Below are 23469 nucleotides of genomic sequence, written 5' to 3' on the forward strand. Positions count from 1 at the left end.
GCGGCGGGGTCAGGCATCGAAGCTGACCGTCACCGAATCGCTGGTGGGGAAGCTCTGGCAGGTGAGCACATAGCCCGCCTCCACTTCTTCCTCCTCAAGCCCTTGATTGCGCACCATTTCCACATCGCCGCTCATGACTTTGGCGCGGCAGGTGCAGCACACCCCGCCCTTGCAGGAAAACGGTACGTCCAGCCCCGCCTCCGTCGCCGTGTCCAGCACGGTCACGTCGCGGCTGGCGCTTTCCACCAGCTTTTCCTCGCCGTCGATAATGATGGCCAGACGGGCGGTATCGCTTGCCACGCCGTCGGTTTTCACCCGCTTGGGCGGGCGGGCCTGCTGGTCGGTGGTGTTGAAGCGCTCATAATGAACCTGCTTCCTGTCCAGCCCGGCCTGGGTCAGGGCCTCGCACACGCTGTCGATCATGGCGCCGGGGCCGCAGACGAACGCATGATCAATGGCCGACAAGTCCATCAGCTTGTGGTCCATCTGCGCCACCTTGTCGCCGTCAATGCGACCATTGAAGAAGTCCATTTCCAGCTTTTCCCCGGTCATGAAGAAGAAATAGCTGAAGCGGGACATGAATCGGTTTTTCAGGTCCGCGATCTCGCGCCGGAACAGGGTGGATGTGCTGCTACGGTTGCCATAGAACAGCATCACATGGGCATCCGGCTCCCGCTCCAGGGTGGTCTTGATGATGGACAGCACGGGCGTGATCCCGCTGCCCGCGGCAAAGGCGGCGAACAGGCGCGGCCCGTGGGCGCCCAGCGGTACATTGAAATGGCCGCTGGGCGGCATCACGTCGATCACGTCGCCCGCCTTCAGAACATCATTGGCGAAGTTGGAAAAGCGGCCATCCTGCACGCGGCGCACGGCCACGCGCGGCTCGTCGTCATCCACGCTGCGATAGATGGAATAGGTGCGGCGCAGTTCCTCGCCATTTACCGTGGCCTTCAGGGTCAGATGCTGGCCCGGTTCATATTTGAAGCTGTCTTTCAGCGCGTCGGGTATGTTGAACCCGATGCTCACCGCATCCGGTGTTTCGCGCGTAACGTCCTTGATCTCGATCGGATGAAAATGGCGCATGGAACCCCTCCCCTTGGCCCGCCCCGAGCGGGCGCGATCAAATGCACTTGAAATATTCGAACGGCTCACGGCAATCGGTGCAGCGATACATCGCCTTGCAGGCGGTGGAGCCGAACTCGCTTACCCGTTCGGTGGCCTGGCTGCCGCAATGCGGGCAGGTCACATGCACATCGCCGCCGAACAGCGCGGCCCGACCGCCCGACTGCCCCACCGGCGGAGCGATGCCATAATCCTTCAGCCGCTGGCGCCCGCGCGCCGTGATCCAGTCCGTGGTCCAGGCGGGGGACAGCACGGTGTTCACCGTGACCGGGCCATAACCGCCGCTTTCCACCGCTGCCTTGACCAGTTCCCCGATCAATATGGTTGCCGGGCAGCCAGTATAGGTGGGGGTCAGGTCGATGGTCACGGCCTTGCCCTCCACACGTACGGCACGCACCACGCCTAGATCCACCACGCTGACGGCGGGCACTTCCGGGTCCAGAACATCGTCCAGGATTTCCCAGACGTTTTCCTCCGCCGCCGTTTCGGGCGGCGTGGCCTGCACTTCGCGGGCAAGATCGGCGACGGCGCTCATTACCATTTGGCTCCCGGATAGGCGCGTTGCAGAAACTGCATCTCCGCCAGCATATGGCCCAGATGCTCGGTATGGTGGCCCGCCATGCGGCCCGTGATCATCTGTTTGGATTCCGGGCGGCGGAGACCGGCGCGGCTGAGAATGGCATCAATGTCCGCATCCCAATCGGATTTCAGGTCTTCGGCACGCACGGCCTTGCCTTTCGGGGCCAGGTCCTCTTCAATACTGGTGGTCTCGAACAGCTCCCCGGAAAAGCGCCACAGACGGTCCAGCCCCTTCTGCACGCGGCGGGCGCTTTCTTCCGTGCCCTGACCGAGCCGCACCAGCCAGTCGGCGGAAAAGCGCCGGTGATAGGCGATCTCCTTCAGGCTTTTGGCGGCGATCTCGGCAAGCCGTTCATCCGGGCTTTCGGCCAGGCGCTCGAACAGCAGATACTGATAGCAGGAAAACAGCACCTGGCGGGCGATGGTCACGCCCCAGTCGATATTGGGCTGTTCCACCAGCAGATGGTTGCGGAACTGCATGGCATCGCGCTTATAGGCCAGCATGTCGGCATCCCGGCCCGCGCCTTCGCGCTCCCCGGCCAGCCCCAGCAGAAGCTGCGCCTGCCCGATCAGGTCCAGCGACAGATTGCTGGATGCGATATCCAGTTCCAGCGCCGGCGCCTTGGACAGCCATTCGGACCAGCGCTGGCCCAGCACAAGGCTGTCATCGCCCAGGCCCAGCACATAAAGCGCCTCGGCGGGCATGGTGTCGCGGTAAATGTCGGTCTTGATATGGGTCATCACATTTTCCCCACTTCTTCAGGGATGTCGTAAAAGGTGGGATGGCGATAAACCTTGTCCGCGGCGGGCTCGAACAGGGCATCGCCCTCCGCCGGATCGGAGGCCACGATGGCCCGCGACGGCACCGCCCAGATGCTCTCGCCCTCGCTGCGGCGGGTATAAAGATCCCGCGCATTCTCGATCGCCATATGGGCATCCGCCGCGTGAACGCTGCCCACATGCTTGTGGGACATGCCCCGCTTGGAGCGCACGAAAATCTCGAAAAGTTCCCAGTCCTGATTCATTGCTCTCACCCCTTCTGTATTGGCGCGGGCCGCCAGTTTTGGCACGGGCCGCTTCAGGCGGCCTTTTCCGCTTTCTGCCTGTCGGCATAGGCCGCGGCGGCTTCCCGCACCCAGGCGCCATCGTCATGGGCCTCGCGGCGGGCCTCGATGCGGTCCACATTGCAGATGCCGTCACCCTTCACCACGGCCCAGAACTCGTCCCAGTCAATGGGGCCCACATCATAGGACTGGCGCTCCTCGTTCCATTTCAGGTCCGGGTCCGGCACGGTCAGGCCCAGGAATTCGGCCTGCGGCACGGTGGCGTCGATGAAGCGCTGGCGCAGCTCATCATTGGAGAAGCGCTTGATCTTCCACTTCATGCTCTGGTCGCTGTGGGTGCTTTCCGCGTCCGGCGGGCCGAACATCATCAGGGACGGCCACCACCAGCGGTTCAGCGCGTCCTGCGCCATGGCCTTTTGCTCCTCCGTGCCGCGCACAAGGGAAAGCATGATCTCGTAGCCCTGGCGCTGGTGGAAGCTCTCTTCCTTACACACGCGCTGCATGGCGCGGGCATAGGGGCCGTAAGAACAGCGGCACAGCGGAATCTGGTTGGTGATGGCCGCGCCGTCCACCAGCCAGCCAATGGCGCCGATGTCCGCCCAGGTGAGCGAGGGATAGTTGAAGATGGTGGAATATTTCGCCTTGCCTTCCAGCAGTTCGTCCACCATGGCCTCACGGCTTTTGCCCAGCGTCTCGCCCGCGCTGTACAGGTACAGGCCGTGGCCCGCCTCGTCCTGAATCTTGGCAATCAGAATCAACTTGCGGCGCAGGTCCGGCGCGCGGGTGACCCAGTTGCCTTCCGGGTGCATCCCCACGATCTCGCTATGGGCGTGCTGGGCGATCTGGCGCGTCAGCGTCTTGCGATAGGCTTCCGGCATATGATCCTTCGGCTCGATCATCTCGTCGGCGTCGATGCGGGCCTGAAAGGCGGCATCCGCGTCGGATGCCTCGGCAATGTCCTCCCGCTTGTCGCGGGCTTTCTCGTCGGCATTCCTAAGGTCGGTGGTGTACATGGTCTCTCCCTCCTGCCCGATATGATCCTGTGGCGGCACCCGCCGCACGCGCCCCAGCATCAGGGGCCGATCAGACAATATGGGGAGACTGTATAATTAACCGTCCGGTCGGTCAACTAATTTGAGAGCATTTTGGCGGCCTGCGACAAAAAAGGCCGCCACGGCTGCAAACGGGCTTGCGGGCGGGTGAAGCGCGCGCCCCATGGCGCAGGTCATGGCGCGGTTCAGGGGCGAATCAGTCCGTCCGCTGCCAGACCTTCACCCAGTCGATCACCATGCGGGCGGGAAGCGCCGTGCGGTCCACCCCTTCCCGGCCACCCCATTGCCCGCCAATGGCCAGATTGAGAATCAGGTGAAAGCGCCGGTCGAAAGGCCACTGATCGGGTCCATCCCCCGGCTGTTTTTCAAAGCGGTGATAGGGGGTGCCGTCCACCTTCCAGACGATCGCTTGCGGGGTCCAGTCCACGCTGTAGGTATGGAATGCCCGTGCCGCATCGGGCACCAGAACACTGGCGCCCTTTTCAGTACCGCGCTTGTGATTATAGGCCGCCGTGTGGATGGTGCCGTGCACGCGGCCCGGATCGAACCCCACATGCTCCATGATGTCGATTTCGCCGGAACGCGGCCAGGGGCCATAGGTGTTCTTTTCCGGCAGCATCCATATGGCGGGCCATGTGCCCCGCCCCGTGGGCAGCTTCGCCCGCACGGCGATGCGGCCATAGCGCACCGAAAGGCGGCCCGCCGTCGTCACCTTGGCGGATCGAATCACCGGGCCGTCATGGGCTTCCAGCACCAGATGCCCGCCATCAAGGCGCAGGGTGTCAGCGGTGTCGGCATAGGTCTGCGCTTCATCATTGCCAAAGCCGCACAGGTCCGGGCAGCCATCCCCCGTCTCCGCCCGCCACACGGCGGGGTCCAGCCGTTCGCCGGTGAAGTCGTCCCACAGGATCAGGCGCAGCTTTTCAGCATGGCGCCGCTCCGGCGCCTCGCTGGCAGGCTGTGGCCCGGCCAGCACGCTCAACGCCCCGACGGCGACCAGCATCAGGCCCAGCGCGCACCACCGCGCCGCCAGGCCCCGCCACAACCGGGAAATTCCGGCCATGCCCCAAACACCGCCATCATGCTTCATGATCCCCTGCCCTTTCCGGCGGCCACCGTCCTGTTCGGTTGCCACATGCTATTGTAAGCGCTTTCATTATAGCCAAAAAAGCACCACGGCGCCAGCACGCGGGAAAATCGTACGCCCCACAGCCATAAAGGCATGATCAGGCCGGATCAGCCCTTGCGATGATCGATCACCCGCCGGGCCTTGCCCTCTGATCGGGGCACGCCGCCGGGGGTGCGCACGTCAATGGTGGCGGAAATGCCGATCATGCCCTTCACATGGCCTGCCAGTTCCTTTGCGGCGGCGGCGCGCGCCTCGTCCGCCGCGTGCTCCGGGGTGGCCTCGGCCACGATGGTCAGTCGGTCCATATGGCCGTCGCGGGTGATTTCGCAGTAATAATGCGGCGTCAGCCGGGCATCGCGGCAGATCAGATCCTCCACCTGTGTGGGGAACACATTGACCCCGCGAATGATCATCATGTCGTCGCTGCGGCCCTTGATCCGGTCCATGCGCCGCATGGTGCGCGCCGTACCGGGCAGCAGCCGGGTCAAATCGCGGGTGCGATAGCGAATCACCGGAAAGGCTTCCTTGGTCAGTGAGGTGAAGACAAGCTCCCCCTCCTCGCCCTCCGCCACCGGTTCCCCGGTCTGCGGGTTGATGATTTCGGGATAGAAATGATCCTCCCACAAGGTGGGGCCATCCTTGGTTTCCAGGCATTCCTGGCCCACACCCGGCCCCATCACCTCCGACAGGCCGTAAATGTCCACCGCATCGATGGCGAAACGGTCTTCGATCTCCCGGCGCATTTCCTCGGTCCAGGGCTCGGCGCCGTGAATGCCCACGCGCAGCCTGGTGCTTTTCGGGTCCACGCCGTATTTCTCGAACCCGTCCGCCAGCGCCAGCATATAGCTGGGCGTGACCATGATCATGGTGGCGCCGAAATCCTGAATGAGCTGCACCTGCTTTTCCGTCGCCCCGCCGGACATGGGCACCACCGTGGCGCCCAGCCGCTCGGCGCCGTAATGGGCGCCCAGCCCGCCAGTGAACAGGCCATAGCCATAGGCCACATGCACCACATCCCGATTGCTGCCGCCCGCCGCGCGGATAGACCGGGCCACCACATTGGCCCAGACATCGATATCGTTCTGCGTATAGGCCACCACGGTGGGCTTGCCCGTGGTCCCGCTTGAGGCATGAACCCGCACCACGTCCTCCATCGGTGTGGCGATCAGGCCATAGGGATAGTTGTCCCGAAGGTCCTTTTTCTCAAGAAAAGGAAACCTGGCCAGGTCTTTCAGATCGGTCACGTCGTCCGGGTGCACCCCCGCCGCATCGAACCGCTGCCGGTACAAGGGCACATTGTCATAGGCGTGCTTCAGGCTCCATTTCAGCCGCCGAAGCTGCAACGCCGTCAATTCGTCCCGGCTGGCGGTCTCGATGGGCTCCAGCCCGTTACGATCTGTTGTGGCGTTACTCATCGGGGGTCCTCCGTTTTTGCTGTGCGCTCAAGCGGCGCGCAGCCTCGCCGAAACGTCGGCGGGGCGCGGTCGCGCCCTGGTTCAACTCCGCCGCCCGGCTGATACCGGTTGGCCTCTTCCGGCGGATCTTCGCCGTGCGCGCCGTTTTTGCCGTGCGCTCAAGCGGCGCGCAGCCTCGCCGAAACGTCGGCGGGGCGCGGTCGCGCCCTGGTTCAACTCCGCCGCCCGGCTGATACCGGTTGGCCTCTTTCGGCGGCTTTCCGCTGTGCGCGCCGTTTTTGCTGTGCGCTCAAGCGGCGCGCAGCCTCGCGCAAACGTGCGCGGGGCGCAGTCGCGCCCTGGTGATACCGCGAGCCCGGGCCCTGAGCCCGCACCTCTTTCTTCAACAAGACGGCGGCTTCCCGCCGCGCGCTCAAGCGGGGCGCTCACACGCGCTCCAGCAGCATGGCGATGCCCTGGCCCACACCGATGCACATGGTGGCGAGCGCGTAACGCTCCCCCGTCTCGTGCAGGCTGCGGGTCGCTGTCAGGGCCAGCCGCGCGCCGCTCATGCCCAGCGGGTGGCCGATGGCGATGGCGCCGCCATTGGCGTTCACATGGGGGGCGTCATCGGGCAGGCCCAGATCACGCAACACCGCCAGCGCCTGCGCCGCGAACGCTTCGTTCAGTTCCACCACGCCGATCTGATCCAGCCCGATGCCCGTGCGTTCCAGCAGCTTGCGCGTAGCGGGCGCCGGGCCCATGCCCATGATGCGTGGCGGCACCCCGGCCACGGCGCAGCCCACCACGCGGGCTTTCGGGGTCAGGCCGTTTTTCTTTGCCGCCTCTTCGCTGGCCACGATCACCGCCGCCGCGCCATCATTGACGCCGGAGGCATTGCCCGCCGTCACACAGCCATTTTCCCGGAACGGCGTGGGCAGGCTCGCCAGCTTGTCCAGGCTGGTGCCGGGGCGGGGGTGCTCGTCCGCATCCACCGTGGCGGTTTCCTTGCGGCTGACCTTTACCGTTACCGGCATGATCTCGTCCCTGAAGAAGCCCCGCTCGATGGCGGCGGCGGCGCGCTGCTGGCTGCGCACGGCGAAGGCGTCCTGATCCTCCCGACTGACGGCATAATCCTCGGCCACATTCTCCGCCGTTTCCGGCATGGAATGGATGCCATACTGCTGTTCCATCAGCGGATTGACGAAGCGCCAGCCAATGGTGGTGTCATACACCGCACTGGCACGGGAAAAGGCCGCTTCCGCCTTGGGCATGACAAAGGGCGCGCGGGACATGCTTTCCGAGCCGCCCGCCACCATCAGGCCCCCGTCGCCAAAGGCAATGGCGCGCGCCGCCATGGCGATGGCATCCATGCCCGACCCGCACAGCCGGTTGATGGTGGTGCCCGGCACATGTTCCCCCAGCCCGGCCAGCAGGCCGGCCATGCGGGCGATATTGCGGTTGTCTTCCCCCGCCTGATTGGCACAGCCCAGGATCACATCGTCCACGCTGTCCCAGTCCACGCCCGTGTTGCGGGCCTTCAATTCGCCAAGCGGCAGGGCGGCCAGATCATCCGCCCGCACGGTCCTGAGCGCGCCCGCATAGCGGCCCACCGGGGTGCGGATGCCATCACAGATGAATGCGTGCGTCATGAAGAAGCTCCCTCACTTGCAGGCCCATGGTCCAGCGGCAGATCCTCCCGCGTTTCATGGGCCTTGCCATTGAAGCGGGCCACCAGATCGCCCGCCTGATTGGTGATGGTGATGTCATACAGCCCGGTGCGCCCCACGCGGTGCACCAGCGCGGCTTCCGCCGTCAGCCGGTCGCCCACATGGCCGGGGCGCAGAAAATCGATGCTGGCCCCCGCCGCCACGGTCACCTTGCCGAAACTGTTACAGGCATAGGCAAAGGCGGAATCCGCCAGCGCGAACAGCGCGCCGCCATGGGCCGTGCCATAGAAATTGGTGTGGGTATCGCTGAGCGTCATGCTCATGCGGGACGTGCCCGGCCCCACAGCGTCCAGCCGCGCTTCCAGCCGTTCATCAAAGGTCTTGCGGCTGGCGAGATACCGGGCACAGGCCCGTGCCAGCGCCGCCCCCTCCGGCCCGCTTGTTTCAGGCGCTTCCGCCATGCCTAATGCCCCTTGAACACGGGTTTGCGCTTTTCCAGAAAGGCTTTCACGCCCTCGGCATAGTCATCGCTGAAGCCGGCCTTCTGCATGTAATCCCGCTCCAGCGCGAGTTGATCCTCAAGGCTGTTGGAAAAGCTCTTGTGAAAGGCGTCCTTGGTCAGGGCAAAGCCCATTGTGGGGCTTTTCGCCATCTTTCTGGCCAGGGCCGACACTTCCTGCATCAGGGCGCCATCCGGCTCCACACCCGCGATCATGCCGATGGACAATGCCTCATCCGCCCTGACCGGGCGCGCGGTAAAGGCCATTTCCTTGGCCCGCGCCATGCCCACAAGGCGGGGCAGAATGAAGGTGCCGCCCGCATCGGGAACCAGCCCCAGATTGGCATAAACCTGCACGAATTTCGCACTTTCCGCCGCATAGACCAAATCACAGGCCAGCGCCATATTGGCCCCCGCCCCCGCGGCGGTGCCATTGACGGCGGCAATGGTGGGCACCGGCAGGTGATACAGCCGGGTCAGCACGGGGTTATAGCCTTCCCCCACCGTTTTCCCCAAGTCGGGGCGGCTGTCGCCCTCGCCGCTCATGCGGTCATTCAGGTCCTGCCCGGCGCAGAAGCCCTTTCCCGCGCCCGTGATCACCAGGCAGCGCAGGCTGTCTTCCCGCTCCACCCGGTCCAGCACGGCGGCCAGGTCTTCCAGCATCCGGCTTGTGACCGCGTTCAGCTTGTCGGGCCGGTTCAGCGTGACCGTGACCACGCCGTCCGCCTCATCCACCAATAGGGTCTCATGGCTCATGTCGGTTCCCCTCCCCACACCGGTACCAATTCATTGAACGACCGGTCAATCTATTATTGACCTCAAGCCCTCCCTGTCAATAATGATTTCCCGCATTCATCACTCCGGGGCCAAGCATGATATCCCGGCCCGGCACGCAAACAAGCGGGACCGCATATGCGGGAACAATCGGGGGTGGCGGCAGACGGGGCCAGCATCAGACGGGGCCAGCGGCACAAAAAGGGGGGAGACATCATGACCAAAGACCCGTTCCATCTTTCCGGCACGGCGCTGGCCGATATTCTGGATGACCGGCTGGAACGCTTCAATTCGGCCCGCTGCGCCGTGGCCGCCACACTGGGGGCGCGGCTGATCCGGGCGGATCGCCATGCGGCCACCGCCAGCATCGGCTTCACGCTGGGGGATGGTTTCCTGCACGGCGGCAACAGCATTCAGGGCGGGTTGATGGCCACCATGCTGGACTTCACCATGGCCATGGCGGCGCTGGCCCGCACACCGACGGGACAAAGCGTGGGCACCAGCAATCTGAGCGTGGAATTCTGGCGGCCCGCCTTTCCGGGAGATTTCACCTGCCATGCCCGGCTGACGCGCACGGGCAAACGGCTGGTGTTTTCCCGCGCGGAGTTGTGCAACGATAGTGACAAGGTGCTGGCGGTCGGGACCACCACGAATCTCGTGGTGCCCCCGGCATCGGCGGCCCCGGAACAATCTGACAAGGGGGACTGAAGATCATGAGCGTGGTAACACAGGACAAGCAAGGCGACGTGCTGCTGGTAACGGTGAACAACCCGCCGGTGAACGCCCTGTCCGCCGCCGTGCGCGCCGGGCTGATGGACGCCATCGAAAAAGCGGGCGCGGACGAAACGGTAAAGGCGGTGGTGATCGCCTGCGCGGGCCGCACCTTCATCGCGGGCGCGGACATATCCGAATTCGGCAAGCCGCCGCAGCCGCCCCATCTGCCCGATCTGTGCCAGGCCATTGAAGACTGCGAAAAACCGGTGGTGGCGGCTCTGCACGGCACCGCGCTCGGCGGCGGGCTGGAAGTGGCGCTCGGCTGCCACTGGCGCGTGGCCGACCAGCACGCCAGGGCGGGCCTGCCGGAAGTGCATCTGGGCCTGCTGCCGGGTGCGGGCGGCACCCAGCGCCTGCCCCGCCTGATCGGCGCTCAGGCGGCCCTGCGCATGATCACCGAAGGAAAGCCGGTGGACATGGGACTGGCCCGCGAACTGGGGCTGGTGGATGAGGTCACGGGCGGCGATGTGGTGGATGCCGCGCTGGCCTTCGCCCGCGCCAAGGCGGGCACCGATGTGACCGACCGGCGGCTGTCCACCCGCAACGCCACCAATCCCGGCGAGACCTTTTTTCAGGAAGCCCGCCAGACGCTGGCGAAAAAGCGCCGGGGATTCGAGGCGCCGCAAGCCTGCGTGGATGCGGTGGAAGCGGCGGTCAGCCTGCCCTTCGCCGATGGCATGGCCACCGAACGCAAGCTGTTTGAAAAACTACGCGCCTCCAGCCAGTCCCGCGCCCAGCGCCACCTGTTCTTCGCCGAACGCGAATCGGCCAAGATCGACGACATCCCGAAGGAAACCAAAGCCCGCCCGCTGGACCGGATCGCCGTGATCGGCGCGGGCACCATGGGCGGCGGCATTGCCATGGCGCTGGCCGATTCGGGGCTGAGCGTGCTGCTGAAGGAAGTGAATCAGGACGCGCTGGATGCCGGGCTGGGGCGCATCCGCAAGCTGTATGAACAACAGGCCACCAAGGGCCGCATCACACAGGCGGAAATGGAGGCCCGCATGGGCCGCATCACCGCCACGCTGGACTATGACGCATTGCAGGACGCCGATCTGGTGATTGAGGCCGCGTTCGAGAAAATGGCCGTCAAACAAGAGATTTTCACCGAACTGGACCGGGTGTGCAAAAAGGGCGCCGTGCTCGCCACCAATACCAGCTATCTGGACGTGAACGCCATCGCCGACGGCACCAGCCGCCCGGCGGACGTGCTGGGCCTGCATTTCTTCAGCCCGGCCAATATCATGAAGCTGCTGGAAATCGTGCGCGGCCACAAAACCGCGCCGGACGTGCTCAAGACCGCCACCACGCTGGCCCGGCGCATCGGCAAGATCGGCGTTGTGGCCGGGGTCTGTCATGGCTTTATCGGCAACCGCATGTTCGAAGGCTATCAGCGCGAAGCGGGCCTGCTGCTGGTGGAAGGCGCCCAGCCGGAGCAGGTGGACAAGGCGCTGACCGACTATGGCATGGCCATGGGGCCGCTGGCGGTGGCCGATCTGGCCGGGCTGGATATCGGCTATTTCATGCGCCAGAGCCGCGACGAGAGCGAGATCGAGCCACGCGCCTTCCGGGTGCATGACCGGCTGGTGGAAATGGGCCGCAAGGGCCAGAAAACCGGCGCGGGCCTGTATAATTATCCCGAAGGCGCCCGCCGCGGCGAGCCGGACCCGGAAGTGGCCCGCCTGATCGAGCAGACCAGCGCCGATCTGGGCATTGAGCGGCGGCGGATCAGCGACGCCGAGATCGTCGATCGCTGCATTCTGGCGCTGGTGAACGAAGGGCTGGATATTCTCAGCGAAGGCATCGCCCAACGCGCCAGCGACATCGATGTGGTCTATGCCAATGGCTATGGCTTCCCGCGCTGGCGCGGCGGCCCGCTGTTCGATGCCGCCGAGCGCGGCTTCGACACCATACTGGACCGGGTGACCACCTTCCAAGACAGCGTGATCGGCGGCGAGCGCTGGTGGCAGCCCTCCCCCCTGCTGGAAAAAGCGGCCAAAGACCCCGGCACGGTGCGCTAGGACCCGCCACCTTCTTGCAAGCGGGCATCATATAATCAGGCCCCGGCGGACCACATCCGGCGGGGCCTGATTTTCTTTTCCAGTCCGGGATTCAATCGCTCAGGACACATCCCGCCGGTTCATTTCCCGATAAATACGCATACCCTCGCGGGCTTCGGCCTCGGCGCCCTCGGCGGCGTCCGCGATCTCCTCAAGCCCGTCTCCCACATCCGTCATGGCGGTGGACGCGCGCTGAATCGTGCTGGAAATCTCATTGGTGGAGGCCGTCTGTTCCTCCACCGCGCCGGACACACCGGTGATCTCGCTTTCCACGCTGCCCACCGACTCCCGGATGGTGTCCAGCCGGTTGACCACATCGTCCGAGACGGTCTGCATCTTATGGATTTCCGCGGAAATCTGCTCCGTGGCCCGGCCCACCTGGCTGGCCAGATTTTTCACCTCGCCCGCGACCACGGCAAAGCCCTTGCCCGCCTCGCCCGCCCGCGCGGACTCGATGGTGGCATTCAGCGCCAGAAGATTGATCTGACCGGCAATGTCATCGATCATGCTGACAATGCCGGTCATGGCCTTGGCGGAGGCGCTCAGCGACCGCCCCGCCTCAGCGGATTCCGCACAGGATGCCGCGCTTTGCTCCACCCTGGTCTTGGCGGCATCCATACTGGCGGCGATTTCCTCGATGGATGCGGACAATTCCTCCGCCGCGGCGGCCACGCTCTGCATCATGTCGGCGGTGTCGCTGCCCTTGGAACGCGCCTTGCGGGTCTCGCCGGACAGGCCCTTCACGGTATCCAGAAGCGATTCCAGTTGCTCGTCCATCCTGGCACTGGCCTCCGCCTGCTGACGGCGATGGATCACATCCTCTGTCACGTCATGGGCGAATTTGACCACCTTGAACACCCGGCCATCCGGGTAGAGAATCGGGTTATAGGTGGCGCGAATGAAAATGGATGAACCGTCCTTGCCAACACGCTCGAAACTGCCGGCCTTGAACCGCCCTGCCCGCAGATCGTCCCAGAATGACTGATAATCGCCGGATCGGCGGGCTTCGTCAGGGACAAGCCGGGCGTGATCCGTACCGATCAGCGCCTCCCGCTCATAGCCCACGGCGGCGCAAAAATGATCATTGGCATCGATTATGGTGCGGTCCAGATCGAAATGCACCACCGCCTGGGACCTGTTGATCGCCTCCACCTGGCCCTCGTTTTCCGCGCCCTTCAGAACCGCTTCCGTCACGTTTTGCGCGGTCTTGATCACTTTGGTGACGGTGCCGTCCGGGTCCAGAACCGGGTTATAACTGGCCTGCAAATAAATATCCCGACTGTCCCGATGCCGACGCCGGAACAGGCCCTGCTTGAACACGCCGCCCGCCAGATCGGACCAGAAACGGGCATACTCCGCGCCGTCAGCCTCACCCGGCGGCATGAAAAGCCGGTGATGCTGGCCCGTGATCTGGTCAAGGTCATAGCCCATGGCGCTCAGGAAATTGTCATTGGCGGTCAGGATCGAGCCGTCCGGCGCGAACTGGATCACCGCCTGAGAGCGATCCAGCGCATCGAGCTGGGCCTTCTGCGCCATCTGCGCCCGCACGCGCCCCGTCACGTCAAAGGCCAGCTTCATGATCTCCGATACCCGGCCCTGACGATCGCGGATCGGCATATAGGTGGCTTCCAGCCAGACCGGCCGCCCGGCGCTGTCCATCCGTTCAAACGTGTCGCTCTTCGCCTCGCCCGCCGCCAGCGCCTGCCAAAAGACACGATAGTCGGGTGAATCCGCCCTGCCCGCGGGCATCATCAGGCGGTGATGTTTGCCCGCCAGTTCCCCGGCCCGGTAACCCATCAGTTTCAGAAAATTATCATTGGCGCCCAGAATCGTGCCATCAGGCGAAAAGCGGATGGTGGCAAGAACCTGATCCAGCGCGTCACATTCAGCCTTGGCCCGGACGGCCTGGCCCCGAATACCCCGCACAAGGGCGGGCAAAGGTGTGGTCATGGTCCAAAATCCTCATAGATATGTTGCGCACTTTGCGGATCTGGTCGTGATACGCGGCACCATCCCCAATGGATCAATCGAGAAGACGATCACGGCATTGTGATGATAATGGTATGGCAGAAACAAAAATAGAAAAGTCATTACTGTAATTTGAATCTTTCTGAGGTTCTTTTTCATCAGGGTGAAATTACCTTCTTATCAGAATATAAAATAAATTTTTGCGTGAAATTATATTATCTTTACTAGAAAACTGGAGAAACCGCCCCGTGGCGGATGCGCAAAATCAATGGCGCCGCCACGATGGTGACGGCGCCATATGAATCGCCCCGGCGCCTTTTCGCGCTGTTGAGGGACCGCGGCCCTTATCCGTGCTCGGTGCCCGCGCGCGCATTCATGGTGGTGAGGATATAATTGGCGCAGGTTTCGTCATTCTGGTTGAAGATGGTCACGTCCCAGTGCACCTCGCCATAGTCCTTGCCGTGGCGGGGCTTCTTGTCCCGGCAGACAAGACGCACGCGCATGGTGTCCCCCGGATTGACCGGCTGCATGAAGGTGAGCCCGTCCAGCCCGTAATTGGCCAGCACCGGGCCGGGCGCCGGGTCCACGAACAGGCCCGCCGCGAAGGACAACAGCAGATAGCCGTGCGCCACCCGCCCCTCGAAGAAGGGATTGGCCTCCGCCGCGGCCTGATCCATATGGGCATAGAAGGTGTCGCCGGTGAAATGGGCGAAATGCTCGATATCCTCCAGCGTCACGGTGCGCTCTTTGGTGTGGAGCGTGTCCCCCACCTGAATTTCATCATAGTTCAGGCGGAAGGGGTGCCGGTCCAGCACATTTTCCCGCGCGCCCGTGATCCAGCGATTGGTCACCGCGGTCAGGGCATCCGGCGAGCCCTGCACGGCCAGCCGCTGCATATAATGCTTCATGCCGGAAATGCCGCCCAGTTCCTCGCCGCCCCCGGCGCGACCGGGGCCACCATGTTTCAGGTGCGGCAGGGGAGAGCCGTGACCGGTGTTTTCCCTGCCGGAATCCCGGTCGATTACCGCCAGTCGGCCATGCCAGGGGCCGAGCCCCATCACCAGCTTGCGCACCACATCCTTGTCATAGGCGAAGATGGAGGCCACCAGGCTGCCCTCACCCATATTGGCGATGGTCACGGCTTCATCCAGATCCTTGTAGCCCAGCAGGGTGACCACCGGCCCGAAGGCTTCCACGCTGTGCACCTTGCGGGCGTTCAAGGCATCGTCGCAGCGCAACAGGGTGGGTTTGACAAAGGCGCCGCAGGCATAGTCCGCCCCCTCCAGCGCCGTTTCCACCATGCCATCCAGCACCACGCGACATTCCGAACGCAGCTCATCGATGCGGTCTTTCACCTCATCCCGCTGGGCGCGGCTGGCAAGTGCGCCCATCTTCACCTTTTCATTGCGCGGATCGCCCACAATGATATTGCCCAGCGCGTCCTTCAGCGCCTGCTCCGCGTCATCCGCCAGATGGTCGGGCACCAGCGCGCGGCGGATGGCGGTGCATTTCTGCCCGGCCTTGGCGGTGACCTCCTTCACCACTTCCTTGATGAACAGGTCGAACTCCGGGCTGTCGGGCGTGGCATCGGGGCCGAGAACGGAACTGTTCAGGCTGTCGCATTCGGCGATGAAGGGCACCGACTGCTCGGTGATGCGGGGGTGGCTCTGCAATTTTCTCGCGGTGCTGGCGGACCCGGTGAAGGACACGATGTCCTGCGGCCCCAACTGGTCCAGCAGATCGCCGGTGCCGCCACAGATCAACTGCACGGCGCCGTCCGGCAGATGGCCGCTTTCCACCATGCGGCGCACCACCTGTTCGGTCAGATAGGCGGTGGCGCTGGCCGGTTTGACGATGGCGGGCATACCCGCCAGCAGGGTGGGCGCCAGCTTTTCCAGCATCCCCCAGACCGGGAAGTTGAAGGCATTGATATGCACCGCCACGCCGGTGCGCGGCACCATGATATGCTGGCCGAGAAAGGTGCCCTTGCGGGAAATCTGCTGCAATTCGCCATCGATCAGAAAGGTTTCATCCGGCAGCTCGATGCGGCCCTTGCTGGAATAGACGAACATGGTGCCGATACCGCCATCCACGTCGATCCAGGTGTCGGATCTGGTGGCGCCGGTGCGATAGGACAACTCGTAGAATTCTTCCTTGTGCTCGTTCAAGGCCAGCGCCAGCGCCTTGATCATCAGGGAGCGTTCATGGAACGTCATGGTGGCCAGATTGGGCCCGCCGGTGGTGCGGGCATAATCGGCCATGGCCTTGAAATCCAGCCCGGCGCTGGAACAGGTGGCGACCACCTCGCCAGTGGTGGCATCCTTCAAGGACTGCCCTTCCTCGTTCGACGTGTGCCATTGGCCAAGGGCATAGGATTGCAGTTGCATGTGTGATCTCCCCCGATTGGGGCGCGCATCCTGTGCGGCGCCCAGCATTGCGCTGTTCAGCAGACCACCCGGACCCGTGCCGGGCCGCCGAATTCCACTGGCGCGATTTTTTCATTGTCCGACCGGACAGTCAATTATTAAAATGGCCCTGTCAGGTGATCGGCCTTCCGGCGCAAGCGGCGCGAAATCCGGGCCCGGCCCGCGCACCCCTTGCGAAGGGCGGGCCGGGCAGGCTAAGAACGATCAACCTGTCCGGCCCCAATGCGCGAGAGTGAAAGCATATCCCATGGCCCGTCCGCAGTCGGAAGAATATGACGCCCGTAAGGAACGCATTCTGGATACCAGCGCCCGCATTTTCGCGGACGCTGGCTTTCACGGCGCTTCCATCAATCAGATCGCGCGCGCCTGTCACATATCCAAATCGCTGATATATCACTATTATCCCAGCAAGCAGGCGATCCTGTATCACGCCATGATCGATTATGTGACACTGCTGCGCGAGGTTGCGAAAAAGCGTATGCAGGCGCGCGGCACGGCGGAGGAAAAGCTGACCGCCATCGTCACCGATTTCCTGGAAATCTATGAGCACAGCGCCAGTCGGCACATCGTGCTGCTCAATGAACTGGACAGCCTGACCGACACCGAGAAACAGGAAGTCATCACGCTGCAAGACGATGTGGTGCACATTTTCGCCGATCTGGCGGATGCCATCTCGCCCGCGCCGCTGGGTGAATACCGGGCCAAATCCGCCATCGCCATGCTGCTGATGGGCATGATCAACTGGACCTACACCTGGTTCAAGCCCGGCGGCGCGGTGGACCGGGATGCCCTGCCCCGCATCATCATGACCCTGTTCCTCAACGGCCTGAAACAGTTGGACACGGCGGCACTCACCCCGGCAGACGGTGATACGGCGTGACCGGGGCGGTCTTTCCCCCCACCCGGCACAGCTACCGGCTGACCGCACCCATGGCCGCGCTCTACAAAGCGCTGGAAACCCGGATGGCCGCGCTCGCCACCGGCGCGGACGGGGAAGCGGCCCGTCACGACGCGGCGGCCCTGCTGGCCGCCCATGACCGACTGACGGGCACCCCCACCGAGGCCGCTACCGAAGCCACCACCGACTGGCCCTTTCCCGAATGCGACACGCCGCGCCTGAGCGTGGTATTGCCGCTGCCACGCAGCCTGGATGCCACCCCGCTGCTGGACAGCCTGTTTCTTGCCTGGCCGGACACACGCGGGTCGGGCACGCAGGCGGAACTGCTGATTCTGACCGAATCCGGGGCGGACGCCGCCGCGCTGGATGGCCGCACCGGCGCGGCGCGGCTGCTCACCGGCGCGGGTGCGACCGACTCCGCCACCGCCCTGAAGGCGGCCCTGAAAGCGGCAAGGGGCGCATATATAGCCCTGATCGATCCTGAATGCCTGCCCCTTGCGGACTGGGACACCGCTGCCCTCGCCCTGCTGTGGCCGGAAAGCCCCGCCAGACCGCTGGGGGACGTGGGGTTGGCCGCGCCCCGGATTCTGTACCGCGATGGCCGCCTGTACGGCGCCGGCACGGTGCGCGATGCAGGCGGCGCGATCCAGCCCTATGGCCGGGACGATACGCCCTTCGCCCCCTGCTATGGCTATGCCCGCACCATACCCGCACCGCTTGGCGGGCCGCTGGTGATGACCCATGCCTTCGCCATTGCCTGGGCGGAGACCGGCTCGGCGGACGGCGCGGCGGACGCCACCGATACCCGCATGGCCTACAGCCCCTTCATGCAGGCCCTGTGGACGGGGCCGGAAACCGGGCGCCTTACCCCGGATGCCGCGGCCCGCGCCAATGCCGCCCTGCACCCCATGCGCGACGGAAGCGACCGGAAGCGCGTATTGTTCATCGATTATGAAGTGCCCCGGCCCGATTACAACGCGGGCAGCTATGCCGCCGTGCAGGAAGCGCGGCTGTTTCAGGCGCTTGGCTACAAGGTGACCTTCCATCCCGCCAACCGGGCCTGGCTTGGGCACTACACCGCCGACCTTCAGGCGGAAGGGGTGGAGGTGCTATACGCCCCCCATGTGAGCGACCGGGAAACCATGCTGCGCACGATCGGCCCGGAACAGGACCTGATCTTTCTGACCCGGCATTATGTGGCCCGCCATTTCATCGGCCTGATCCGGCGCTTCGCCCCCGACGCACGGGTGCTGTTCAACAATGCGGACCTGCATTTCCTGCGCGAACTGCGCGCCGCCCTGCGCCTGCCCGCAGACAATGAGCGCGACAGGAAGGAACGCGACAGGGCGATGCAACAGGCGGCGGCCACGCGGCGCTCGGAACTGGCGGTGATGCGCGCCAGCGATCTGGTGTTCAGCTATACGGATGTGGAACATGCGGTGATCCACAGCCATCTGATGGGGGCCACGGATGTGGTACGCACGCCCTGGGTGGTGAACCCGGTCACGGGCGAAGACGTGCCCGCAATGGCGGATCGCGCGGGTCTGTGCTTTCTGGGCGGATATGGCCATCCGCCCAATGTGGAGGCGGCTCATTACCTTTCCGAAACGATCATGCCCTTGCTGAGACAGGCGCTGCCTGGGGTGGCCCTGCACCTTTATGGCAGCGGCATGACGGCGGCGGTGTCGGCGCTGGCGGACGATGACATCCACATACACGGCCAGATCGACCGGGTGGAGGATGCCTATGACCGGCACCGGCTGTTCATCGCCCCGCTGCTGTCCGGCGCGGGCATCAAGGGCAAGGTGATCGGCGCCATCGCGCGCGGCCTGCCCTGTGTGATGACACCGCTGGCCGCCGAGGGCACCGGCCTGAGCGACGGGCTGGACGCCGCCATCAAGCCGGACGCGGACGCGCTGGTGGCCGCCATTGTGGCCCTGTATGAAGACCCGGCGCGCTGGCAGGCGCAGCAGGCCGCCGGGCTGGAAACCATCAGGGCGCGCTACAGCTTTGACGCGGGCGTGGTGCAGATGCGCGCCGCGCTGACCCGCCTGCCGCCGCGCCCGAAACCGTCGGGCAATGCCTGAACCCCGTCAGCGGGGCGCGATCAGCAGCGCCTGATGCAGCGCCAGCCGCTTGTTCAGGAAATCGGGCAGCTTGTCCGCCAGCGCGGCCCTCATTTCCGCGGGGGATTGCGCCGCCCCGCCCTGCCGGGACTTGAGCCGCAGGCCCAACTTTCCGGCATGGGCCACGGCGCGGTCCAGCAGGTCCGATCGGCGCACCGGCCCATCCAGCAACACCCGCAGGAACAGACCGTCCACCGCCTTGGTGCTGCGCGCCGTGCCCAGCACCGGGCTGGCGAGATTCACCTTGCGCCCGGCGGGCAGGGCACTGTCCAGCCCGGCGCGGTTGAGCGCCCGGCACCGCGCCACCAGCGGGGCGGCCTCGTCCAGCCCGCGCGCGGGCATCAGCACCCCGCCCGCGCGCATCTGGTTCAGCAGGCGAATCAGGCCGGATGCGGACAGGCCCTTTCTTTCGCCCCAGGCCAGAAGATCATCAAACGGTTTAGGCCGGTATCGATCGTCGGCCAGAAAGGCCAGCAATCCCTCATACAGGGCGGCGTTCGGCTTCACCGTGTACCGCCCCACGGTCAGCGTTTTGCCGATGGCCTCCACCTCCCGGACCAGCACGAAATGCCAGCCGCCCAGCGCGGTTCGTTGCTCCAGCGCACTGCACTTTTCCGCGCCGCGCACGAACAGGTCGGCGCGGAACTGCTGACCGCTCAAAAAGTCCTTCACGCTTTCCTTCAGCCAGGGGTCTCGCACGCTATCGACCAGGTCCATGCCGCCTTTGGGCAGTTGAAAGGTGGGCTGCTCCTCGCCGGGGCGTGCGCCGATCAGAAAGTCCAGCTTGGCGGCGCTCATCTGTTCGGCCAGATCGTGGAAGTGAAAAGCGTGCCAATTGCGATTGAAAAACTCGTGCGCCAGATAGCTGCGGTCCTTGGCCATCAGGGCGCGCACCTGCTCCGCCAGTCTGGGCGCATTGCGGAAATGTCCCATGCCGGTTCGGGCCAGCCGGTCCATGAAATCGGCGGCGGCGGCCACCCCCTCCGTCACGGGGGCGCTTTCAGGCTGTTCCAGCCGGTAATGGGCTTCCATCAGGCCACGCACCGGCACCATGGGCGCCCAGCCGGGCTGGGTATTATAGCTGATATATACCAGCCCGCCCGGTCTCAGCGCCCGGCGCAGGATGCGCACGATGGCATGTTGATTGGCGGCATTGATCCAGGAAAAAATGCCATGCAGCGCGATCATGTCGAACCGGGGCAGATCGTCCCGCTCGGCCAGGTCTTCAAAGCTGTCTTCGAGCAGGGTCAGATCGGCGCCGCTGGTCTGTTGCAGGCGGCGGGCGCCCGCCACATGGGCCGGATTGAAATCATTGCCCCAGAAAACGCCCGGATTGGCCGCGGCATGAACATTGAGCCCAAGCCCCTGCCCGAACCCCAGTTCCAGATAGCGAATCGGCGCGCCGGGCGACACCCTGTGGCGCGCATTCTGGGCGGAATAGGCAATGGAAAGCGGCGCCGTCATGGCGTAAACGCCATGCGTGTATTCGGTTTGCGTCATATAGCCGCCGGACCAGTCGTTCATGCCAACCCCTTTTTCACATTTCGGCGCCCGGCCATCCGTTCCGCGCCCTTTGAAACCGCAGCATAGCGATCCGCGCCACACTGGCAAGATCGCCCGGTACTGGTTCACCATACAGGTAAGGGATTGGGGGCGTGGACAGGGGCGCACAACTTGGCTACACCAAACCGATCTGGTGATCGCAGCACCGTAACCATTGGGGCACGCAAGATGGATACCGCACAACCGCTTTTCAGTTGCACCCTGGACAGCGCCGACGAGGCCGCGTCCGACCGGCTGATCCTGTGGCTCACCGCCGTCACCCGCATGGCCGGGGTGGATGGCGGGCGCTGTCATGTTCATCTGATCGCGGACGACGGCGCGAACCCGGCAACCGCCCGCGCATTGGCCCGTCAGGCGCAGGCATTCGGCGCCCACCTGCACCGCGTGCCGGTGATGAACGATCGCCTGCGCGGGCTTTCCGCGCTTTATCAGTTGGATACTTTCACCCAGGCGGATGCCCCCGAAGGGGAGACGGTCTGGCTGATGGACCACACCCTGCTGCCACTGGAAGACGGCCTGCCCGATCTGGGGCCCGCGCTGGTGGCCGCCAAGCCGGTGGACATGGCGCGGCCCGCATCCCGCGTGGTCCGGGCGCTGTTCGATCGGGCCGGTCTTGACGCCCCCCGCGCGGGTCGGCCCAGTTTCGCCACCGAAGGCGCCGACGAAACCACCGCCTGGAACAATGCCAATCAGCGGCTTTATGGCATCCGTCGGGCCTTTCTGCCCACCCTGGCCCCGTTCTGGCGCAAATGGGTGCGCTGGCTGCTGGACCAGACGGACCTGCTGGGAGACCCGCCGGTCAATGTGCTGCAACTGGGATTTGCGCTGGCCATGGGGGAACTGGGCCAGTCCATGCGCCCGCTGGATCTGGAATGGAGCGTGCCGGGTCGCCTTTTGAAGCGTGTGCCGAACAGCCTGACCCCGCGCATGATGCATGTGGAACCGCTGCGCCAGCCCGGCCCCACACTGGGCATGACCGGGCGCGATGCGCTGGACAGGCGGCTGGCCACGCTGAACACCCATCTGGCGGACGCGCCGCGCCCCGAACAGGCGCCCGCACCCGAAAGGGATACTCCCGCGCCCGCCCTGACCGTGCCGGTAACGGTGGACGGCCCGCGCGCGCTGATGCGCCATATGGTGTATGGCATCAAGGGGAGTGACTGCCTGTCCATCCTGAACCGGGTGGAAGATGTGACGGAAAACCCGCTGATCCCCGGCAGCCATTATCTGACCCAGCACGAAGACGTGGCCCGCGCCATCCGGGAAGCCGACCCCACCGCCCGCATTCATCGCGGCGGTCCCGACAGCCTGGACCGGCTGCGCCCGGTGCCCGTGATCATCGCGCAAACCGGCCTGTGGGATGCACCCAGCCGGGATGCCTATGTGGCCACGCTGAAAACCCTGGCGGCCAAGGCGACACGGCGGCTTATCCTGGTGGGGCTGGAATATTTCCCGCTCCGGGACGACGGCATGACCTTTTTCGGCCCGCTCAGCGAGCATGTTCAGGGCCTGGGCGGCTGGAGCGACGTGATCCTGGGCGGCCACATGCGGGAACGGGCCGTGGTGATCGCGGATCGGGACGACACCGCCGGGCCGGACACCGTTTCCGTGCTGGCCGAAGCCGCGATCCAGTCCGCCAACCCGGCCCGGCTGCGCCTGTTGGTGGACATGGCCCGCAACCGGTTCGGCTTTTTCACCCGCGCGTTCGAGCGGGCGGTGGAACTGCCCTGGGCGCTCAGCCATATGCCCAACGGGCCTCAGGGCCGCGTTATTCTGGATGCGGGCGCCGGCATTTCCCCGCTGCCGCTCTATCTGGCGGAAGGCGGCGCAACGGTTGACTGTGTGGATCGCCACAGCCGCCAGTATGACAAGGCTGACCGCGATAGCTGGTCGGAAAACGGCTTCGTGGATTATGGCCGCCTGCATTCCGGCCTCAGGGCCTTTCATCAGGACATCACCGATTTCCAGCCCCCGGCGGATCGGGCAGCGGGCTATGACACGGTTCTGATGCTGGGCATGTTGCACCAGATGGACCTGATCAGCCGCCGCCGCGCGCTGGCCCATGTGGCGGAACTGATGGCACCGGGCGCCGTTCTGCTGGCCACGGTGCGGCTGGTGCCCGGCACCAACTGGCTCCAGCCGGTATCGGAAGGGCGCGTGCTGGGGCGCAAGGAACAGCACGGCCATGTGCGGGAACTGGTGGGCACGCTGGAAGCAATGGGCCTGATGGTGGAAGAGCGCCGCGTGCGCCGCAACCTGCCCCATGCCCGCAGCGACGTGATGGAATTACAGTGCCGGAAACGCACATTCTGAGCCCGGCCCCGGTTTGAACCCGTATATGAGCGCCGGACCCCGGCACCGCGACACTCGG

Annotated in this window: 18 protein-coding genes; 5 read left to right on the forward strand and 13 right to left on the reverse strand. The window is 64.9% G+C overall.

Annotated features, from left to right (window positions below):
• Nucleotides 1–9 precede the first annotated feature (9 nt).
• The 10 genes from paaE to WGH93_RS07290 form a co-directional block, all read right to left on the reverse strand.
• Nucleotides 10–1083 (reverse strand): 1,2-phenylacetyl-CoA epoxidase subunit PaaE, encoded by a 1074-nt coding sequence (paaE, locus tag WGH93_RS07245; RefSeq protein ID WP_374764200.1) that lies wholly within the window; start codon nucleotides 1081–1083, stop codon nucleotides 10–12.
• 37 nt (nucleotides 1084–1120) lie between these two features.
• Nucleotides 1121–1657 carry a 1,2-phenylacetyl-CoA epoxidase subunit PaaD gene (gene paaD, locus WGH93_RS07250; protein ID WP_374764201.1) on the reverse strand — a complete coding sequence of 179 codons (537 nt, stop codon included), beginning with the start codon at nucleotides 1655–1657 and terminating at the stop codon, nucleotides 1121–1123.
• Entirely contained in the window at nucleotides 1657–2442 is a 786-nt protein-coding gene (gene paaC / locus WGH93_RS07255) for a 1,2-phenylacetyl-CoA epoxidase subunit PaaC (RefSeq protein ID WP_374764202.1), read from the reverse strand. Before paaC ends, paaD begins: the two co-directional genes overlap by 1 nt.
• Nucleotides 2442–2726, reverse strand: coding sequence for a 1,2-phenylacetyl-CoA epoxidase subunit PaaB (paaB, locus tag WGH93_RS07260; protein WP_374764203.1), 285 nt, complete (start codon nucleotides 2724–2726; stop codon nucleotides 2442–2444). Before paaB ends, paaC begins: the two co-directional genes overlap by 1 nt.
• A 53-nt stretch (nucleotides 2727–2779) precedes the next feature.
• A complete protein-coding gene (gene paaA, locus WGH93_RS07265) occupies nucleotides 2780–3778 on the reverse strand; it encodes a 1,2-phenylacetyl-CoA epoxidase subunit PaaA (RefSeq protein WP_374764204.1) in 999 nt (332 codons plus the stop codon).
• Between the two features lie 235 nt (nucleotides 3779–4013).
• Nucleotides 4014–4907 carry a glycoside hydrolase family 16 protein gene (locus WGH93_RS07270; protein ID WP_374764205.1) on the reverse strand — a complete coding sequence of 298 codons (894 nt, stop codon included), beginning with the start codon at nucleotides 4905–4907 and terminating at the stop codon, nucleotides 4014–4016.
• Nucleotides 4908–5053: 146 nt separating this feature from the next.
• Nucleotides 5054–6361, reverse strand: coding sequence for a phenylacetate--CoA ligase PaaK (gene paaK, locus WGH93_RS07275; protein WP_374764206.1), 1308 nt, complete (start codon nucleotides 6359–6361; stop codon nucleotides 5054–5056).
• A gap of 425 nt (nucleotides 6362–6786) precedes the next feature.
• Nucleotides 6787–7992: a 3-oxoadipyl-CoA thiolase gene (gene pcaF, locus WGH93_RS07280; RefSeq protein ID WP_374764207.1), complete on the reverse strand. Its 1206-nt coding sequence runs from the start codon at nucleotides 7990–7992 to the stop codon at nucleotides 6787–6789.
• Nucleotides 7989–8471 (reverse strand): hydroxyphenylacetyl-CoA thioesterase PaaI, encoded by a 483-nt coding sequence (paaI, locus tag WGH93_RS07285; RefSeq protein WP_374764208.1) that lies wholly within the window; start codon nucleotides 8469–8471, stop codon nucleotides 7989–7991. Before paaI ends, pcaF begins: the two co-directional genes overlap by 4 nt.
• 2 nt (nucleotides 8472–8473) lie before the next feature.
• The gene (locus WGH93_RS07290; protein ID WP_374764209.1) at nucleotides 8474–9265 is read right to left on the reverse strand and encodes an enoyl-CoA hydratase-related protein; all 792 of its coding nucleotides are present in this window, start codon (nucleotides 9263–9265) and stop codon (nucleotides 8474–8476) included.
• A 234-nt stretch (nucleotides 9266–9499) separates the two neighbouring features.
• On the opposite strand from WGH93_RS07290, the gene WGH93_RS07295 reads away from it, so the two are divergent.
• Both WGH93_RS07295 and WGH93_RS07300 read left to right on the forward strand, forming a co-directional pair.
• Nucleotides 9500–9991, forward strand: coding sequence for a PaaI family thioesterase (locus tag WGH93_RS07295; protein ID WP_374764210.1), 492 nt, complete (start codon nucleotides 9500–9502; stop codon nucleotides 9989–9991).
• Nucleotides 9992–9996: 5 nt separating this feature from the next.
• Nucleotides 9997–12078, forward strand: a complete 2082-nt coding sequence (locus WGH93_RS07300; RefSeq protein ID WP_374764211.1) for a 3-hydroxyacyl-CoA dehydrogenase NAD-binding domain-containing protein — start codon at nucleotides 9997–9999, stop codon at nucleotides 12076–12078.
• A 99-nt stretch (nucleotides 12079–12177) separates the two neighbouring features.
• Here WGH93_RS07300 and WGH93_RS07305 read toward each other — a convergent pair whose 3' ends face one another.
• Together WGH93_RS07305 and paaZ are read right to left on the reverse strand one after the other, a co-directional pair.
• Nucleotides 12178–14067 carry a methyl-accepting chemotaxis protein gene (locus WGH93_RS07305; RefSeq protein WP_374764212.1) on the reverse strand — a complete coding sequence of 630 codons (1890 nt, stop codon included), beginning with the start codon at nucleotides 14065–14067 and terminating at the stop codon, nucleotides 12178–12180.
• Nucleotides 14068–14429: 362 nt separating this feature from the next.
• The gene (gene paaZ / locus WGH93_RS07310) at nucleotides 14430–16472 is read right to left on the reverse strand and encodes a phenylacetic acid degradation bifunctional protein PaaZ (RefSeq protein ID WP_374764213.1); all 2043 of its coding nucleotides are present in this window, start codon (nucleotides 16470–16472) and stop codon (nucleotides 14430–14432) included.
• A gap of 286 nt (nucleotides 16473–16758) precedes the next feature.
• On the opposite strand from paaZ, the gene WGH93_RS07315 reads away from it, so the two are divergent.
• Entirely contained in the window at nucleotides 16759–17391 is a 633-nt protein-coding gene (locus WGH93_RS07315; protein WP_374764214.1) for a TetR/AcrR family transcriptional regulator, read from the forward strand.
• A complete protein-coding gene (locus tag WGH93_RS07320; protein ID WP_374764215.1) occupies nucleotides 17388–19496 on the forward strand; it encodes a glycosyltransferase in 2109 nt (702 codons plus the stop codon). Before WGH93_RS07315 ends, WGH93_RS07320 begins: the two co-directional genes overlap by 4 nt.
• Nucleotides 19497–19502: 6 nt before the next feature.
• On the opposite strand, the gene WGH93_RS07325 is transcribed toward WGH93_RS07320, so the two are convergent.
• Complete coding sequence (locus WGH93_RS07325) at nucleotides 19503–21059, reverse strand: methyltransferase regulatory domain-containing protein (RefSeq protein ID WP_374764216.1); 1557 nt, start codon at nucleotides 21057–21059, stop codon at nucleotides 19503–19505.
• Nucleotides 21060–21266: 207 nt separating this feature from the next.
• On the opposite strand from WGH93_RS07325, the gene WGH93_RS07330 reads away from it, so the two are divergent.
• A complete protein-coding gene (locus WGH93_RS07330) occupies nucleotides 21267–23411 on the forward strand; it encodes an SAM-dependent methyltransferase (protein WP_374764217.1) in 2145 nt (714 codons plus the stop codon).
• Nucleotides 23412–23469: the final 58 nt, after the last annotated feature.

Origin of the sequence: Yunchengibacter salinarum (assembly GCF_037658235.1) — a bacterium.
Lineage (GTDB): Bacteria > Pseudomonadota > Alphaproteobacteria > Sphingomonadales > Kordiimonadaceae > Yunchengibacter > Yunchengibacter salinarum.

Excerpts from the sequence above, each read along its gene's own strand:
- paaE (WP_374764200.1), bottom strand. The coding sequence starts at position 1,083 with ATGCGCCATTTTCATCCGATCGAGATCAAGGACGTTACGCGCGAAACA.
- paaD (WP_374764201.1), bottom strand. The coding sequence starts at position 1,657 with ATGAGCGCCGTCGCCGATCTTGCCCGCGAAGTGCAGGCCACGCCGCCC.
- paaC (WP_374764202.1), bottom strand. The coding sequence starts at position 2,442 with ATGACCCATATCAAGACCGACATTTACCGCGACACCATGCCCGCCGAG.
- paaB (WP_374764203.1), bottom strand. The coding sequence starts at position 2,726 with ATGAATCAGGACTGGGAACTTTTCGAGATTTTCGTGCGCTCCAAGCGG.
- paaA (WP_374764204.1), bottom strand. The coding sequence starts at position 3,778 with ATGTACACCACCGACCTTAGGAATGCCGACGAGAAAGCCCGCGACAAG.
- WGH93_RS07270 (WP_374764205.1), bottom strand. The coding sequence starts at position 4,907 with ATGAAGCATGATGGCGGTGTTTGGGGCATGGCCGGAATTTCCCGGTTG.
- paaK (WP_374764206.1), bottom strand. The coding sequence starts at position 6,361 with ATGAGTAACGCCACAACAGATCGTAACGGGCTGGAGCCCATCGAGACC.
- pcaF (WP_374764207.1), bottom strand. The coding sequence starts at position 7,992 with ATGACGCACGCATTCATCTGTGATGGCATCCGCACCCCGGTGGGCCGC.
- paaI (WP_374764208.1), bottom strand. The coding sequence starts at position 8,471 with ATGGCGGAAGCGCCTGAAACAAGCGGGCCGGAGGGGGCGGCGCTGGCA.
- WGH93_RS07290 (WP_374764209.1), bottom strand. The coding sequence starts at position 9,265 with ATGAGCCATGAGACCCTATTGGTGGATGAGGCGGACGGCGTGGTCACG.
- WGH93_RS07295 (WP_374764210.1), top strand. The coding sequence starts at position 9,500 with ATGACCAAAGACCCGTTCCATCTTTCCGGCACGGCGCTGGCCGATATT.
- WGH93_RS07300 (WP_374764211.1), top strand. The coding sequence starts at position 9,997 with ATGAGCGTGGTAACACAGGACAAGCAAGGCGACGTGCTGCTGGTAACG.
- WGH93_RS07305 (WP_374764212.1), bottom strand. The coding sequence starts at position 14,067 with ATGACCACACCTTTGCCCGCCCTTGTGCGGGGTATTCGGGGCCAGGCC.
- paaZ (WP_374764213.1), bottom strand. The coding sequence starts at position 16,472 with ATGCAACTGCAATCCTATGCCCTTGGCCAATGGCACACGTCGAACGAG.
- WGH93_RS07315 (WP_374764214.1), top strand. The coding sequence starts at position 16,759 with ATGGCCCGTCCGCAGTCGGAAGAATATGACGCCCGTAAGGAACGCATT.
- WGH93_RS07325 (WP_374764216.1), bottom strand. The coding sequence starts at position 21,059 with ATGAACGACTGGTCCGGCGGCTATATGACGCAAACCGAATACACGCAT.
- WGH93_RS07330 (WP_374764217.1), top strand. The coding sequence starts at position 21,267 with ATGGATACCGCACAACCGCTTTTCAGTTGCACCCTGGACAGCGCCGAC.